The 16,028-nt window shown below is 37.3% G+C and carries 19 protein-coding genes and 1 pseudogene; 2 read left to right on the top strand and 18 right to left on the bottom strand.

Annotated features, from left to right (window positions below; translation table 11 throughout):
• Positions 1-10: 10 nt before the first annotated feature.
• The 6 genes from mnmE to rpmH are packed head-to-tail and all read right to left on the bottom strand — an operon-like array spanning position 11 to position 4,765.
• On the bottom strand, positions 11-1,336 hold the full coding sequence (gene mnmE / locus G5B98_RS03640; RefSeq protein WP_196087205.1) for a tRNA uridine-5-carboxymethylaminomethyl(34) synthesis GTPase MnmE: 1,326 nt from the start codon (positions 1,334-1,336) through the stop codon (positions 11-13).
• Positions 1,333-2,415, bottom strand: a complete 1,083-nt coding sequence (locus tag G5B98_RS03635; RefSeq protein ID WP_196087204.1) for a Jag N-terminal domain-containing protein — start codon at positions 2,413-2,415, stop codon at positions 1,333-1,335. Before G5B98_RS03635 ends, mnmE begins: the two co-directional genes overlap by 4 nt.
• Positions 2,415-3,968: a membrane protein insertase YidC gene (gene yidC / locus G5B98_RS03630; RefSeq protein WP_196087203.1), complete on the bottom strand. Its 1,554-nt coding sequence runs from the start codon at positions 3,966-3,968 to the stop codon at positions 2,415-2,417. The genes G5B98_RS03635 and yidC overlap by 1 nt, the downstream gene beginning before the upstream one ends.
• Position 3,969: 1 nt before the next feature.
• Positions 3,970-4,311, bottom strand: coding sequence for a membrane protein insertion efficiency factor YidD (gene yidD / locus G5B98_RS03625; RefSeq protein WP_087578648.1), 342 nt, complete (start codon positions 4,309-4,311; stop codon positions 3,970-3,972).
• On the bottom strand, positions 4,308-4,643 hold the full coding sequence (gene rnpA, locus G5B98_RS03620) for a ribonuclease P protein component (protein WP_072594909.1): 336 nt from the start codon (positions 4,641-4,643) through the stop codon (positions 4,308-4,310). Before rnpA ends, yidD begins: the two co-directional genes overlap by 4 nt.
• Positions 4,631-4,765, bottom strand: coding sequence for a 50S ribosomal protein L34 (rpmH, locus tag G5B98_RS03615; protein WP_002940373.1), 135 nt, complete (start codon positions 4,763-4,765; stop codon positions 4,631-4,633). The genes rnpA and rpmH overlap by 13 nt, the downstream gene beginning before the upstream one ends.
• A gap of 122 nt (positions 4,766-4,887) precedes the next feature.
• Here rpmH and G5B98_RS03610 point away from each other — a divergent pair, with 122 nt between their 5' ends.
• Positions 4,888-5,541, top strand: coding sequence for a uracil-DNA glycosylase family protein (locus tag G5B98_RS03610; protein ID WP_196087202.1), 654 nt, complete (start codon positions 4,888-4,890; stop codon positions 5,539-5,541).
• Positions 5,538-6,788 carry a hypothetical protein gene (locus G5B98_RS03605; RefSeq protein ID WP_196087201.1) on the top strand — a complete coding sequence of 417 codons (1,251 nt, stop codon included), beginning with the start codon at positions 5,538-5,540 and terminating at the stop codon, positions 6,786-6,788. The genes G5B98_RS03610 and G5B98_RS03605 overlap by 4 nt, the downstream gene beginning before the upstream one ends.
• Positions 6,789-6,832: 44 nt before the next feature.
• Here the strand turns inward: G5B98_RS03605 and G5B98_RS03600 are convergent, their stop codons facing one another.
• From G5B98_RS03600 to rpe, 12 genes and pseudogenes are all read right to left on the bottom strand, one after another.
• Positions 6,833-7,222: a YbgC/FadM family acyl-CoA thioesterase gene (locus G5B98_RS03600; protein ID WP_072594906.1), complete on the bottom strand. Its 390-nt coding sequence runs from the start codon at positions 7,220-7,222 to the stop codon at positions 6,833-6,835.
• Between the two features lie 9 nt (positions 7,223-7,231).
• Positions 7,232-7,384, bottom strand: a complete 153-nt coding sequence (locus tag G5B98_RS03595; protein WP_196087373.1) for a hypothetical protein — start codon at positions 7,382-7,384, stop codon at positions 7,232-7,234.
• 10 nt (positions 7,385-7,394) lie between these two features.
• A pseudogene (locus tag G5B98_RS09600) lies at positions 7,395-8,588 on the bottom strand (Cj0814 family flagellar-dependent secreted protein).
• Positions 8,589-8,704: 116 nt separating this feature from the next.
• A complete protein-coding gene (locus G5B98_RS03585) occupies positions 8,705-9,229 on the bottom strand; it encodes a threonine/serine exporter family protein (RefSeq protein ID WP_196087200.1) in 525 nt (174 codons plus the stop codon).
• Positions 9,222-10,004: a threonine/serine exporter family protein gene (locus G5B98_RS03580; RefSeq protein ID WP_196087199.1), complete on the bottom strand. Its 783-nt coding sequence runs from the start codon at positions 10,002-10,004 to the stop codon at positions 9,222-9,224. The genes G5B98_RS03585 and G5B98_RS03580 overlap by 8 nt, the downstream gene beginning before the upstream one ends.
• Positions 9,988-10,467 (bottom strand): DUF4149 domain-containing protein, encoded by a 480-nt coding sequence (locus G5B98_RS03575; protein ID WP_196087198.1) that lies wholly within the window; start codon positions 10,465-10,467, stop codon positions 9,988-9,990. Before G5B98_RS03575 ends, G5B98_RS03580 begins: the two co-directional genes overlap by 17 nt.
• Before the next feature lie 10 nt (positions 10,468-10,477).
• Entirely contained in the window at positions 10,478-11,290 is an 813-nt protein-coding gene (gene prmC, locus G5B98_RS03570) for a peptide chain release factor N(5)-glutamine methyltransferase (RefSeq protein WP_196087197.1), read from the bottom strand.
• Complete coding sequence (locus G5B98_RS03565) at positions 11,280-12,482, bottom strand: M48 family metallopeptidase (RefSeq protein ID WP_196087196.1); 1,203 nt, start codon at positions 12,480-12,482, stop codon at positions 11,280-11,282. Before G5B98_RS03565 ends, prmC begins: the two co-directional genes overlap by 11 nt.
• Positions 12,483-12,493: 11 nt before the next feature.
• Positions 12,494-13,867, bottom strand: a complete 1,374-nt coding sequence (locus G5B98_RS03560; protein WP_196087195.1) for a sodium-dependent transporter — start codon at positions 13,865-13,867, stop codon at positions 12,494-12,496.
• 179 nt (positions 13,868-14,046) lie between these two features.
• Positions 14,047-14,487: a hypothetical protein gene (locus G5B98_RS03555; RefSeq protein WP_196087194.1), complete on the bottom strand. Its 441-nt coding sequence runs from the start codon at positions 14,485-14,487 to the stop codon at positions 14,047-14,049.
• Between the two features lie 96 nt (positions 14,488-14,583).
• Positions 14,584-15,384, bottom strand: a complete 801-nt coding sequence (locus tag G5B98_RS03550; protein ID WP_196087193.1) for a 3'-5' exonuclease — start codon at positions 15,382-15,384, stop codon at positions 14,584-14,586.
• Positions 15,381-16,028 carry a ribulose-phosphate 3-epimerase gene (gene rpe, locus G5B98_RS03545; RefSeq protein ID WP_148821105.1) on the bottom strand — a complete coding sequence of 216 codons (648 nt, stop codon included), beginning with the start codon at positions 16,026-16,028 and terminating at the stop codon, positions 15,381-15,383. The genes G5B98_RS03550 and rpe overlap by 4 nt, the downstream gene beginning before the upstream one ends.

The following is a 16,028-nucleotide window of genomic DNA, read 5'->3' as shown; positions in this document are numbered from 1 at the left end:
AAAAAAACTATCATTTTCCTAAACAAAAATGGCTAAACATCTCGTCTAAAATTTCACTTCTCTCAAATGGCTTTGTGATGCTTGCAAGCGCCTTTATCGCACTATTTAGCTCATAAGCAAAAATTTCTAGCTCCTCTTCACTAAGCCTCAAAAACGCTCTTTTTAAAGCCTCGCTCGCCTCTTTGCAGCTTAAAATTTGGCGGTTTGAGCTTAGCATGATCTCGTCGGTGTCTTGCGTCTTGAGATATTCCTCAAGCTCTTTTAAAACTACACTCGTATCATTTTTTGCTGAAATTTTGATAGCACCCTCTAGCTCTATGTCAAATTTAAACGCCAGATCGCTTTTGTTTAAGATAAAAAAGGCTTTTTTGTTTGAGCTAGAAACGAGCCTAATTATATCTTTGTCTTGCTCATCGCTTGGGTTTGAGCCATCAAAGACAGCCAGGATAATGTCAGCTTCGTTTATGGCAGAAATAGAATAGTTTATACCGATTTGCTCGATCTTCCCAGCATCTTTTCTGATGCCAGCGGTATCTATTATACGAACTAGATGTGAGCCGATCTTAAAATTTTCTTCTATCCTGTCCCTAGTAGTGCCAGCTTCGTCACTAACGATCGCCCTCTCGTATGCCAAAAATGAGTTTAAGGTAGAGCTTTTGCCAACATTTGGCTTACCAACGATAGCGATCTTAAAGCCATCTATCAGTCCTCTTCTTTGCTCGCTAAGTGTGGCTATGCGCTCTAGCTTCTCGCTATTTTTTAAAAGCATCTGCTTGATCTGCTCTAGCAAATTTGTAGGCAGATCATCATCAGCATAATCAATCATTGTCTCAACAAAGGCAAGAGTTTTTACAACTTCGCTTCTGATCTCTCCTACAAATTTACTAAGATCGCCTTGCATCTGGCGAGTCAAAATTTTAGCAGCGATCTCGCTTTTTGAAGTGATGAGCCCTTGCATAGCCTCAGCCTTAGCTAGATCCATCTTGCCATTTAAAAATGCTCGCTTACTAAACTCGCCTGGCATAGCAAGCCTCGCACCAGCCTTTATTAACTCGTTTAAAATTCTCTCGCTCACCATCACGCCACCATGAGTTTGAAATTCGACGATATCCTCGCCTGTAAAGCTTGCTGGAGCTTTAAAATATATAACGATGCCTTCGTCTAAAATTTCATCATCAAGGGAGTATATTTTGGCTAGTTTTGCGTATCTTGGCTCTAAATTTGAAAGTTTAAGGAGTTTTAAAGAGATAGCTAGGGCGTCCTTGCCGCTAAGCCTTACGATAGAAACTGAGCCGATGCCATAAGCTGTGGCAAGGGCTACGATAGTTTCACTCATTTTTTGAAAAAGTCATTTACAACGACAAATTTGCCGTCATTGCCACTTTTTATGCCGACATATTTATCTGGAAATTTTTCGCGGAGCTTCTCAAGTGCGATCTTGACCAAAACCCCGTCAAGTGGCTTTGTTTGAGCTCTGCCACTATTTTGCACACGCTCGATCACGCCATTTAGATATTGATCCATCATCGCTTCTTGATTTTGCAAAAATTGCGCGATTTCAAGGCGGATAGCAAGGTTGTATTTTGAGTTTAGCCAGTTATAAAGCATGTAAGATATCGCTTTATACCTATAACCTTCTTTACCTATAAGTAGAGCCGCATCAGCTCCATCAAGCTCTATAAGCACCGTTTCATCGTCAAATTTGCTAACTTCAATTTTACTAATATCAAAACAACTTGCCTTAAAAAGACGGTTCATGCCATCTTTTATCTCAGGTAAAATTTTATCAAAGTCGATTACAACTTTCTCTTTTTTCTCTTTTGGTAAAGCTTGAGGTGCGCTCTCTTCATCAGTTTGGTTGAAATTTTCGATGATTGAAGTATCTAGGATATTTTTAGGAGCACTTTTACTAGCTTGTGGCTCTTTTGCCACTTTAGTCTCTTTTTGCTCTTTTTGCTCATCAAGTCTTTTTATGACATATCCCGGCTCTTCAGCCTCTTTTTCACCCTTTTCAGCAAAGGCATCTTTAGCAAGAGCTGAGTTTTTCTCGCTTAAATTTGGCTTTTCATTTTTATGCTCTTTTTGCTCAGACTTAGCCTCATTTTTCTCATCTTTATGCTTTTTAGGATTTCGCTTTTTATCATTATGATCGTGTTTTTGGCTCTGTTTTTTCTCTTCTTTTGCAGGCTCGTTTTCATCACTTTTTTTAGCAAAATTTCTATCATTTTTTGGTTTATGTTGTGGTTTTGGCTGATTTTCTAAATTTGCTTCAATGATCGCACTTCTTTTAAAAAATCCCAAAAAACCACTGCTCGGATGCTGTAAAACTTTTATATCAAGCTGAGTTACTGAGCAGTTAAGCTGCTCGGCTGCCTTTTGAAATGCCTCTTGAAGTGTATTTGCTTCTATTTTCATTAAGCCTTTACCTCCGTAGCTTTTTTATGTTTTTCAAAAAGTTTGTTTACAAATACTTGCTGAATAACCGAGCAAACGTTATTTACAAACCAGTAAAGTGTAAGACCTGCTGGGAATGTCACGAAGAAAAATGTAAATATAAGAGGTAAAAATTTCATTACCTTTTCTTGCATAGGATCAGTAAATGTCGTTGGTGTAAGTTTTTGTTGTAAAAACATCGTTAGCCCCATCAAAATAGGTAACACAAAATATGGATCCATTACCGAAAGATCGTGTATCCAAAGTATCCAAGGAGCACCTTTTAGCTCGATCGCATTTAATAAGACGCGGTAAATTGCAAAAAATACTGGGATTTGAAGCAAGATCGGCAAGCATCCACCCATCGGATTTGCACCATGCTTTTTATAAAGCTCCATCATATGAACTTGCATTTTTTGCTTATCATCTTTATATTTTGTCTGAAGCTCTTTTACCTTTGGAGCAAGCTCTTTAAGCTTATTCATAGATAGCATACCCTTGTATGTAAGCGGGAATAAAACTATCCTTATAACAAGTGTTAGCACAACTATCGCCCAACCCCAGTTGCCAATGTAGTTATGTAAGAAATTCAAAAATGCAAACATCGGTTTTGCTATAAATGTAAACCAGCCATACTCAATAACATCATTTAGTCTCTCATCCATTGAGCTTAAAATTTTATGCTCTTTTGGCCCGATATATGCACCTAATTTTAAATTATCATTTGCCTTTACAAAAAGAATAGGATTATTACTAGCATCTTTGTCTACGGCTACTTCAAATGGCTTTTCAAATGAGTAAAATAGAGTTGTATAGTATCTATCAGATGCGGCCGCTATTGTGGTATTTGCATAGTTTTTAACCTCTTTAGCGTCACCATCTTCTATGATGTTTAGGCCATCATCCGTGTTTCTAAGCATCACGCCGTGAACTGTATAGCTATCTACTGCGATGTTTGGCCTAAAGCCAGGAGTGATGAAATAATCAACATTTTTACTTAAATTTACTTCAACTTCATATCTACCATTTGGGTAAAATTTGATATTTTTTGTGACTATAACTCCATCTAAATTTTGAGTAAGTTTTATCATTTTAGGCTCGCTGCTAGCATCTATCTCGCTAGCGTCACTACTATATGCAACCTTAAAAGCATCGGCATTTAGCGTACTATCGTTAAATCTAAGCTCAAGTGGCAATGGATTTTGCGAAACAAGCTCGATTTTGTTGCCATCTTCTGTTTTATACTTATCTTCAGTTAGATAGAATTTTGAAATTCTTCCTAGCTTATCTACCTTTGCTTCGTAGCTATGACCTTTGATAGTAGCGATTATCTCATTTGAAGCCAAATTTTCATTTGATTTTGGTGTATTTTGATTTATATTTGGAGCTTTATTTTGATCTATTGTTTGAGACATTGTAGTTTGGTTTTGCTCAGGTATCACCCTCTTTGGCATAAAAAAATCATACACTATAAAAAAAACAATAGATAAAAGTGCTGCAAGAAGCAACCTTTTTTGCATAGATATCTGTTCCATTTTAATTTTTTTCCTTTAATTTATCTAATACTTTTACGACATAAAATTTACTATTCTGACAAGGGACAAACCAAAAATTTATATTTCTAGTGTCACTTTTTTGAGATATAAAACATAAGTTAAATTTTTTGTAGATGATTGGGTAGTTGATACCGCCTTTAAAAAGCTGATTACATTTTAAAATTCGCATGAAGGTTGCAAAAAAAGCAGAAAAAAAACTATTTGTTTGAAATTCCCAAATCGCGTATTGTGAACAAGTCGGATAATAGCGACAGCTTTTTGGTAGAAGTATGGAAATATATTTTTGATAAAAAGCGATAGCTTTAATCGCAATTTTTTTCATTTTAAACATCCCATTTTTTTTGTAGACCAACTTAAATTTTTACAAATTTTTTCAAATGAAATTTCTGTAATTCCATTTTTTGCGATCATAATATATGTGCCATCTTTTAATTCACTAGAAATGTTAAAAAAAGCGGCTCTCAAAAGTCTTTTAGCTCTATTTCTAACTACCGCTTTTCCTACTTTTTTACTAGCAACTACTGCTATTTTTTTTTCATTTGTTGGTTTATAAAAAACAATGCAAGCATCACAATGCCACTTGCTAGCCTCTTTATAAACTTGAGAGAATTCTTTTGAGCCGCTTAACGACTCAAAACCAGCTAAGCAGCCAATCTTTTTCTACCTTTGGCACGTCTAGCGTTTATTACCTTTCGGCCATTTTTAGTTTTCATTCTTAAGCGAAAGCCGTGAGTGCGTTTTTTAGGGGTTTTATGAGGTTGATAAGTCCTTTTCATTTCTATCCTTAAAGTTAATGTAAAAAGTGGGATTTTATCAAAGCAATACTTAAATTCCTTTGAATAACTTAGCTTAAAAAGCCACAACTCAAACTTTAAGCAAATCAAGTTATAATCCAAAAATGAATTTTAATAAAGACAATAGGCTTTTAAAAAAATTATTTTTCTTAAAACTAATTGGTTATAAGTTTATTGATAAAAATTTTCTTAGTCTAAGCAATTATCATGATTACAACAATATTGATGAGCTAAACCGCGAAGTAAAAAAATGTTCTCTTTGCTCTTTGCGAAATAGCTCAAAAGGCGTAACAGCTGGCATCGGTAATGAAAATAGCAAAATTATGTTTATATTATTTTCTAAAAAAAGTGATTCTTATGAAAATAACAGTAAAAAATTTTTAGAAAATGCCATAAAAAATAGTTTAAATTTAGATATAAAAGAAATTTATATAAGTTCTCTACTTCGGTGTGAAATTTCACAAAGTGATGATAAAAGTCCGATTTTAAGCCGTTTTATTGAGCTTTGTCGTCCTTATTTGTTTGAAGAGATTAGGCTGATAAAGCCAAAGATAATTGTGACTTTAGGAGAGAAAGCTTTTATGCATTTATATCCAAATTTATTGTTAAAAGGCGGATTTTCAAGTATAAGAGGTAGTATTTTAAAAAATGAAAACAGTCTTATTTTACCAACGTTTTCACCAGAGTGGATAAGCAAAAATCCTAGTTTTGAAAATATTTTTATAGATGATTTAAGAAAGATCAAAGGAGTGATATGAGAAAAATTTTACTTTTTTTAGCCATTTTTTCAACTATTTTTGCATCGCAAGATGAGATAAATTTTGAGAGTAACGTTACAAAAAACCAAAGTCTATCAAGCATACCTCCAGCAAAGATTACTTATATAAATTTAGAACCAGAATTTTGTGATAATACCTGCTTAAATGAGCTTATCAAGGCTGATTTACTGGCCAGCTTTATGGCGAGATTTGAACCAACAAAAATAGATGATGACGCTCTTTTGGAACTTTATATCTCTCTTGGTGGTGAAGCTATTTTAAAAGTTAATAAAAGCGGCAAAATCGCTGTAATCATTCCACAAAAGATTATAAAATCTTATGCAAATGTTGTATCAAATGCAGTCTTAAGCTATGTTTTAAAGCAGGACGCAGATATTGAAATCAAATTTATAAATAGCAACGATGAAAGCCCACAAAGTCTTACAAATGCTATGCAAACGGCTAGAGTCCAAGGCTTTAATTATTTTATCGCAGCCCTTACATCAAATGGTGCAAACATTATAAATTCGCTAGTTCTATCAAATGAGCTTATCTACATTCCAAGTGTTCATAGCTCTTTTATCATAAATCCAAAGCCAAATTTGATCTTTGGTGGCATTGATTATAAAGAGCAAATTTCAGCTTTGCTAGCTTACTCGAATGAAAAGATAGTTGCATTTGATGATGGCAGTTCATTAGGGCAAAAGCTAAATGAATATGTCCGCATGCAAAGTAGTGATTATCACGAGGCCTCTATCGTAGGCAAAGATATAAATTTAAACGACACTTTAAGTAAAAAATCCAAGTTTGATGATGCAAGTATATTTTTAAACATCCCAATCGTCAAAGCTTCTCTTGTAGCAACGCAGATGAGGGGCTTTGAGATAAAACCATACGCACTTTTAAGTACGCAGATAAATTTTTTACCAAATATCTTTAATGCCATCGCGCAAAGAGATAGACAAAATCTTTTCATTGCAAACTCACTAAATCCTATTAACGACTTATTTTTGGGACTTGGTGATCTTTTTGATGTAGATTTTAGATATTCGCAAATCGGCTATTCAAGTGCTTTTGGTGCCGAGTACATATACACAAATTTTATAGATAAAAGTGCTGATAGAATTTTTACCGAAAGAGTTGAAAACTCTCAAGTCTTATATGGAGTTAAAATTTATAACGCAAAGGGCGACCACTTTGACGAAACAAATCAAGAAATTTTGCTAGATCAAAACAGCTCGATGTAAAAGCACAAAGTGGCTACAGCTAAATTTATAAACTTAGCCACGATCTAAAATTTAGAATTCTCCAGAAATTTCTTTATCTCGTCATTTATCTTAGCAAGCTTCTCTTCTTTCATGAAAGCTAAAGTAATTGTTGCTCTAAAAAGTAGTTTTTCCGCATTTTTATCATCAAATTTATAAATTTCTTGCTCTAAAACAATACTTGCTTTTTTAATCTCCAATACCTTGCTTCGAACAAAAATTTCATCTCCAAGTACAGCAGAGGCGATAAATTTAGCCTCAAGCGACGAAACTACAAAGTATCCGCCCTCTTTTGTGAAATTTAATCCAGCCTGAAAAAATGCTTCACTTCTAGCTCGCTCGCAAAATTTAATATAGTTTGTATGATAGACTATGCCACCAGCATCGGTATCTTCGTAGTAGATTCTTATTTTCACGGTATTTCCTTAGACTTTTACATTAAGCCCAATTTTACTAAATTTTCTTAAAAGCCCCATTATATCCGCCTCTTTTTCCTCATGCGTCTTTAGACTTTGCCCATGAGTGCTACTAAAATCATAATTTACGTTTGCGTTAAATCCGTTTATGCCGCTTACCATATTAATCCTTTTAAGCCTTTATATCCACGCTCTTAGCGTTAAATTTCATTATCGCCTCAAGTTCTTCTAAATTTTTTCTAGTATTTTGCTCTAGCTCTTTGTCGTATTTTCTGTTTTTACCCAACATCTTTTGCGTTCGCTTTTCTTGCTCTATTAGCTTTTCTAGGCGTTTTTGCGCCTCTTTCATATCCTCTTGCATTATTTCAAAGAGGCTTTTTGATTCTTTGCCGTCGGAAGTTATGTTAGAGTTGCCGCTTAAGGCAGTGCTACCGGGTAAAAGCGACTCTTGCATTTTTTGAAACGTTAGTACATATTCTTGGTAATCCTTGCTAAGCCCGTCAAGCTCGCTTCCTTTGATGCTGTAGATGTTGCGCGAATCAATAAAGGCGTCCAGCTTTTGTCTGTATTCTTTGCCGCTTATGCTTTTGTCATAACCTTGCATCTTGCCCCAAACCGTAGTTTCGCCCTCTCGTACATCTAAATTTGAGTTTATTACGGCTGCTAACAAGCCTCCTTTGGTTATACTACCGTCAGGGTTAGTGTATCTTTCGCCGTGAGGATTTATAAACACGCTCACGTTTTCGCTCTCTTTGCCGCCGTTATTGTTATCAAAGATATTGGTTGACGGCTTATATTGCGGCGTCGTTGTTAACGCATGATATGAGCTATTAAAAAATAGCGTTTCCATGTTGGTTTCCCAGACTTATCGTCAAAGGCGCTACGTGCCGACGCATAGTCGTAGATGTTTTTATTTACTTTAGTTACTTTTTAGACTTGATTTCTCATACTCGTATCCTTGAGGAAATTTGGTGATGTCTTCTTTGTTAAAACTTTCTTTGGAATTTAAAACGTCCATGCCGACTACTTGGGATAAAATTTTATATGCATTGCCGACTGTTTTTGCTATGTCGATTTTTGAAAACATTTTATTAAATGCGATCGCTTTATCATTTACGTTCACGAGAGATTTTAAGGTATCTGAGTGGATTTTGTAGTCCTTCGGTATACCTGCGGCTTCATTAAATTCGGACGTAAAATATCCGTCCGCACCTACTTTATATCCTAAAACTTCGTTAAATTTGTGCTCGACTGTGTCAGGCTGCGAGATTTCATTTTTATATATGATTTGACTCTTTATGCTATGTTTTTCATTTAGCTGAAAATTTTTAGCGACGCTAGAAAATCCGCCGATACCGCTTAACATCATAAATCCTTTTGAAATTTGGTTTTAAGCTAGATCGGCAAAATTGAAAAAATATCTAGTAAAAATAATAAAAACTATCAAAAAGCCATACAAAATTTCTATGCCGAAAGTTAAAATTACTCGCGCATCTTTCTCGTCGCCAGATCGCACTTGGCGCCGCGGGTAATCATCAAGGACTGATCGTAAAATAAAATAAGCACCACCGAAACCCCGACGCCTAGAGCTAGCGAGACAGTCGTAGTCGTGATCGCGTTATCGAAAAATATGATTAAGTATTCGTTTTTCTTAGCGATATCAGACTCGTTTAGAAACGAAAATAGCGCCAAAATGCCCTTGTACGCGTAGACTCCTGGCACCATCGGCAAAAGCGCCGGAAATGCGATGATCTCGGCGGGCACTTTGAGCCGTTTGGCAAAGAGCATACCTAAAATCCCGCTTAAAAATGAGACGACAAGAGTGGCGACGCTGATCTTAAAAAATCCCATTTGCATGATCCAAAAGCGACTAGCGTGCGCAAACGCCGCAAGTAGCGCGCAAAATGCGAGAGTCCTTTTTGGCGGCGAGCTAGCGTAAGCAAAGCCAAGCCCCGCCACCGCGGCAAAAGCGCCGTCTATAAGAGTCGCGGTCAAAAGCTCAAACATGTAAAATCTCCGCATTGCTAAGCGAGAGCGTAATATATACGCCAACCGCGATGCAAAGTATCAAAATGCCCGTACTCACGGCTCTACTGATGCCTACAAGCGTGTTGTCGTTTAGGATGTCAAAGACCGAGTTTATGAGAAAAACGCCCGGCATCAAAAATAGTATCGACGAGCCGATCGCCACGTCGCTAGTGTGCGTAAAGCCGTAAAATACGCCAAGATAGGCGATAAACGAGACCACGAACGAGACCAAAACGTACTGGATTTTTAAATTTACGCCCATTTTAGAAAGCGCAAATCTAAGGCTATAGCCCACGAGCGTCGCAAAAAATACGCAAGCCACCGAGCCAGCATCGCCGCCGAAAAGCTTGCAAAACGCCGCATTTGCAAGGCTAATCAAAATAAGCGAGCTTGTAAATTTATTTGCCCCGATGCGCATGACACCCTCAAACTGCTCTTTTGCCTCCTCTAAGCTTAAATTTTCATCCAAAATCCGCCAGCTAAGCGACGAAAGCTCGGAAATACGGTTAAAACTCACATGACCAAACGGGATCTTTTTCACGTAGGTTCGGCGCAGAGAGTTGTCGGCCGAGTCCATGACGCTAATAGTAAAATACTTCACGAAAATCGTCACGCTAATGTCGTGGCCGTAGTGTTTAGCTATGCGGTCTACGCACTTTTCTACGCGTGCGGTGTAGGTGCCAGCACTCACCATCGCCATCGTGTATTCGGCTAAAAAATTTGTTAAAACTTGAATATCAGGCTTTGCGTTCATTTTGGATAATCTTAAATTTCACAAAAAATAAAATGATTTGTAAAACAAGCATGATTTTCATCACATATTCACTCGCGCTATGCATTTTGGCAAATTTAGCCGTCTGTGTCGCATCGACCCCCAAATTTTGAGCATAAACTATAAAAGGCGTAAAGAAAAATACAAAGCTCAAAGCTAAAGCCAAATTTAAAAAAGCAAGCATTAACATGCTAAATTTTAGTGAAAGAATAAGCTTTTTTCTAAGATCAAATAGCTCACTAATCATTATAACTATGCTTATAAAAAGCAAAATATAATTAAATTTCAAAAATATCTTTGTCATCATTTGTCCACTCATAAAATGCGTAAGTACGCCATCTCCTATGATGCTTTGTGGGAAAAATATGACTGGTGCTACCAAAATACCAAGCGTTAGCTCAGCTCCTATAAGTACTGCCAAAAGTAAAAAATAAACTCCTCTCAAACTCTCTCCTTTATATTTTTAACTTCGCGCAAAAGCCTCTATCAAAGCCAGCCAAATCCTTGTAAAAGCTATATTCAAAACTATTGGCCTCTAAAAATTTTTGTATACTTGCTTTTTGATCGTATCCCATCTCACAAGCAACGTTTTTGATATTGCGATCTTTGGCTATGAGAATAATGTCTTTTAAGATTTCATCTCCTACTTCGCCTCCAAAGAGTGCACTTTCTGGCTCATTTAGTACAAACTTACTAAGTTTATAGCCTTTTGCAATATATGGTGGATTTGAAACCAAAATATCAATATTTTCTAAAATTTCATCCACATAAGAGCAGTTTAAAAATTTGATCCTCCCACCTACATCAAATTTATCTGCATTTTTTTTAGCAAGCATCAAAGCTTTCTCGTTGATGTCTGTCGCTACGATATTTGCCTTTGTTTTTAGAGCTAGCATGATACTAATAATGCCGCTTCCTGTGCCTATTTCTGCGATCTTTGGTTCATTATATTCGCGTGAAATTTCTATTACTTTATCCACTAAAATTTCTGTTTCAGGTCTTGGGATAAGCACTCCGCTTTCCACGTAAAAATCAAACCCATAAAAGCTAGCTTTACCAGTTATATATTCAAGAGGCTCGTAGTTTTCATACCTTTTAACTAGAGCAAAATAGCCGCTCTCATCAAATTCATTTTTTTGATTTAAAAATATCCATTCAATGCTTACATCAAGATAGTTCATAAGCAAAATTTTAGCCACTCTACTTGGATTTTGACAAAGTGAGCCTAGCCTTAAACTAGCCTCTTTAAGAGCTTCTTCAATTTTCATTTTCTAGCTCGTTTATACGCTCAAAGAGGCTTGGGTGCGAGTGATAGACGAACGCATAGAGCGGATGAGCCTTAGGGAAGGCCTTGTTTTCGCTGCCTAGTTTTTTTAGCGCGCTTATCATGTCGGCTTTGTTTGAGACGTCGCCTGCGAATTTATCGGCGCCAAATTCGTTCGCGCGGCTAAAATACGAGCTCACCGGCGAAAATAAAAATCCGAAAATCGGCGAAAAAAGTAGCAAAAACACGATCGTTCCGCCGCCTCCGCTATGAAGCCCAAGCGCTTGATACGCCGCGTCTGGGATATTGCCGAATATCAAAAACATAGCAAAAAGCATAACCGCGCTTAGAGCTATCATTTTTAGGATATCTTTGTGCTTAAAATGCCCCAGTTCATGCCCCAAAACGGAGATTATCTCCTCTAAACTTAGTTTTTTAACGAGCGTGTCGAAAAGCACCACGCGTTTAGTCACGCCAAGGCCGCCAAAATAGGCGTTTAGACGGTTGTCGCGCTTGCTGGCGTCTATCGTAAAAACGCCGCTACTTTTAAACCCGCACTGCGCTAAAAGCCCTTCTATACGGCTTTTTAGCTCTCCCTCTTCCAGCGGCTGCATTTTGTTAAAAATAGGCGCGATGAGCGTCGGATAGATGAGATTTATCAAGAGCGCGACCGAGAAGCTAAGTAAAAACGCCCAAAACCACCAAAAATCGCCCAAAAATCTAATGCAAAGCAGCACCAGCCACACAAATAGCGTGCCAAAAACCAGCGTTAGCGCGAGCGTTTTAAGCAGATCTAGCGCGAAAATTTTAGGCGTTACGTTTGAAAAGCCGAGCTTTTTATCTTTGACGAAGGTTTCGTAGATATTTAGCGGCAGTTCTAGCAGCGACGAAACGAGCAAAAATACCATAACCATAAAGACGTTGTCGCCTATATCTCCCGTTTTATAGGCATGCCCCGATATCGCACCAAGCCCCCAGCAAGCCCACATCATAAATATCGCGGCGTGATAGAGAAGGCTAATTAGCTCGAATTTTTGATTGCTTATCGCTGCGGCGACGGCAGTTTCGTATTCGCTCTGCGATAAAACGACGGCAGGCTTTTTAGCCTCCGCGCGGATAAAGCCTATCTGCAAAATCGCCAGCCACGCCTTTGCGGCAACGTAAAAAAAATAAATACCTAGTAAAAAATAAAACATATTTTTACGCCCTATTTTAAAAAATTATCGTAAAACGAGCTGATAAAAAGCACCAAAATGATAAACGGTACGACGAATTTGATATACCAAAACCAGACATTTATTAGTTTTGCATGTTTTTCACTACCTTGCAAAATTTCTTTTTTTGCATCATCTTTTAGCACCCAACCTACGAATATTGCACACCCAAATGAAGTAAATACAAAAAATATCGTTGCGCTTATTGCATCATATGCATCAAAAATATTCTTACCAAAAATGTTTACGTGACTTAGTATGTTTGTAGCCATCAGCGAAGGCAAATTTCCTAAAACAAATATACCTCCAAGGACTAAAAATATTGCTTTCTTGCGTTTTATCTTAAATTTTTCTTGAAGTGTCGTGATTATTACTTCATATATTGGTAGCGATGTTGTAAGTGCAGCGATCATTAATAGTGCAAAAAAAGCAACCGCGAAAAAACCACCAAATGGCATGTGAGAAAAAACAATTGGTAGTGATTTAAATACCAAACTTGGGCCACTATCTGGCGATACGCCGTAGCTAAAAAGAGAAGGAAATATCATAAAGCCTGCAAGCACAGCAATTACCGTATTTAAAATGCCTGTAATAATAGAAATTTTAACCAAACCCTCATCCTTTTTCACAAAGCTAGAAAGCGTGATCATCACACCAAAACCAAGCGAAAGAGCAAAGAAGACCTGCCCCAAAACATCGACAAAAAGCTTTAAATTTATCTTTGAGAAATTAGGCGTTAAGTAAAATTTCACACCTTCTATTGCACCATCTAGCGTGATATTTTTAGCGATCATAATAAGCATTAAAATAAAAAGTAGTGGCATTAAAAATTTCGCTGATCGCTCGATACCACCGACCGCACCTTGCACCAAAATAGCGTAATTAACCAGCACAAAAACAAGCGTCGCAAAGCTGATAGCAAGTGGATTGCTTACGATATTTTGCTCATAAAACGCACTTGTCTCCTCAAAACTAACCACATGCGAGAGATCAAGCAAACCAAATGAAATTTGGGCGATGTAGTTTAGCACCCATCCGCCAATGACCATATAGTAAGCCATAATGCCAAATGCACCAACAAGCCCCATCCAGCCAACAATCTGCCACTTTTTGCTGATCTTTTTACCATTTATCGATCCACCAAAAGCATCCACAGCATTGCATTTTAGGCGTCTGCCGATCGCGTTTTCAACTAAAATCATAGGAATCCCTATAACAATCATTGCTATGCAAAATATCAAAACATAAGCACCGCCGCCGTTTTGCCCGACCAAATACGGAAAACGCCACGTCGCACCAAAGCCGACCGTAGCTCCTGCAACAGCTAAAATGTATGTGAGCCTTGAACTCCAAGATTTTCTATCCATCTTTTTGCCTTTGTGAAAAATAGGGATTATATAAAAAAATTGATTAAATTTTGCTAGCAGCAAGCGGCGTTAGGATGCAAGCTCAGTTTTTTATTAATTTTAAGAATTTTTACGAATAAATTTTCTTTCACGTTTTGTTTTTATGGACAAATTTAGACAACTGCTTAAAAATAAATTTATTAGTACAAAACACCAAATTCCACATATCCCTCCATCGCAATGAATAATATCCAGCCCTCCTTGGGACTACAAAAATAGTGATGTTCTGGGATATTTTCAACTATAAATTTTAAAAAATCATAAAAATACTCAGACGTAAATTTAACCTCTATGCTTGTTATATTGTCGCCAATGTAGGTTATCTCGCCACTTAAAATTTTACTTTTGATGCTTGGATCTGAGCTGAGAAATTTTTCAATGTCGGTAAAATTTTTATATTCAGCCGTTTTGTAACCTTTTAAATTTTGCAAAACTGGCTTTGAGCCGATAAAGGTCAAATTTTGTTCTATAAACTCCGCTCCATCATTACTCACGCACCAATTTTCACCAAAATTTGACAAAAAAGTGAGCATATCATCGCCAGCTGAGATAAAATTTGAAACTAAATTTTTCTGGCTCATTTGCCTCCTTTTTTGTAAAATTTAGCAAACTGCCCATAAGCTTTTAAAAAAGATCAAATTTAGTAATTTTATATTTATTGTAGAGAATTTTTATTGTTAATTCACACACAAAACCGGCTCAGGTTTTAGCTTCATGCTTGGAGCTGTTTTGCTAAAGCTTATGAGATCCTCTGTCGTTTGTATACTAAAAGGCAGGCGAGTTAAGCAGACTTTAAAGATTTCAGCTGCTGCTATCGCGTCATTTAGAGCTCTGTGATGGGTGTTGTTTATGCCAAGAAGCTCCTTTAGCGAGCCAAGTCCGTATTTTTGCGAAGCGATAGTGCGACGACTAAGATCGATGGTACAAAGCTTTCTATTTAGCAACATGCCAAGGCCGATCTCATTTAGGCTGTGAGAGATAAAGCCATAGTCAAAATTTACGTTATGAGCGATAAAGACGCTAGTTCCTAGAAAAATTTTAAACCGCTCAAGCACATTTAATAAATTTGGCGCACCAACTAGATCGCTCGCCTTTATACCGGTTAGCTCGGTGATATTTTCAGGCACCACAGGAGCTGCCACAAAGCTTTCAAAACGCCCTATCTCAACGCCATTTTTCATTTTTATTGCACCGATTTCAATGATCTGTCCGCTCGTCGTACCACCAGTCGTTTCGATATCAACCACGCAAAATTCCTGCTCGCTAATATCTCTAAATCTCGTGCCAAGCTCGATCTCATTCTCTTCATTTCTAGTGATATCAAGCCCAAGAGTTCGCCACATATCAAGATCGCGCACGTCAATGAGTGATGAAATTTCTTCAATATCGCTAAATCTTAAAATAAACTCATGATAGCTTAAATTTTGCCTAGCTAAAATTTCAATGCTATTTTCTAAACGCTGTTTTTTTGGTTTCAAAACTCAAGCTTTATGGCGCGAATGGCTTGTTCGTAAGAATTTGATGAGAATATGTAGTTGCCAGCCACCAAGATATCAGCTCCAGCCTCTTCAAGATCAGGAGCATTTAGTCCGTTTACGCCGCCATCTACTTCGATCAGGCACTTAGCGTTTTTTCGTTCTATCAGCTCTCGTAGCGCCCTTGTTTTTTCAAGCACGACTGGCATAAATTTCTGACCACCAAAGCCAGGATTTACGCTCATTAAAAGCACCATATCAACCTCATCGATGATATGCTCGATCGCACTAACTGGCGTATGCGGATTTAGCACGATGCCAGGGCCAACGCCATTTTTTCTGATGTGATCGATGAGCCTTAATGGATGCTTCTCTTCTTCAATGTGAAAGGTTAGAAATTTTGGCTTTAGCGGCAAGAAAAGATCAGTAAAAAATGAGTTATTCTCAACCATTAAATGTATATCAAGTGGCTTTGTAGCTGCTTTTGCAACGGCATTTACCACGACTGGTCCGATAGTTAAATTTGGCACAAAATGCCCATCCATAACATCAACATGCACCAGATCACACCCAGCCTCGCAAATGGCTCTTATCTCAGCTGCCAAATTTCCAAAATCAGCCGATAAAATACTAGGTGCAACGTACAT

The sequence above is a fragment of the Campylobacter concisus genome, assembly GCF_015679985.1.
Taxonomy (GTDB): Bacteria; Campylobacterota; Campylobacteria; order Campylobacterales; family Campylobacteraceae; genus Campylobacter_A; species Campylobacter_A concisus_AC.
Note: the sequence above shows the minus strand (reverse complement) of the source record. Positions and strands in the feature narration are given on the sequence as shown.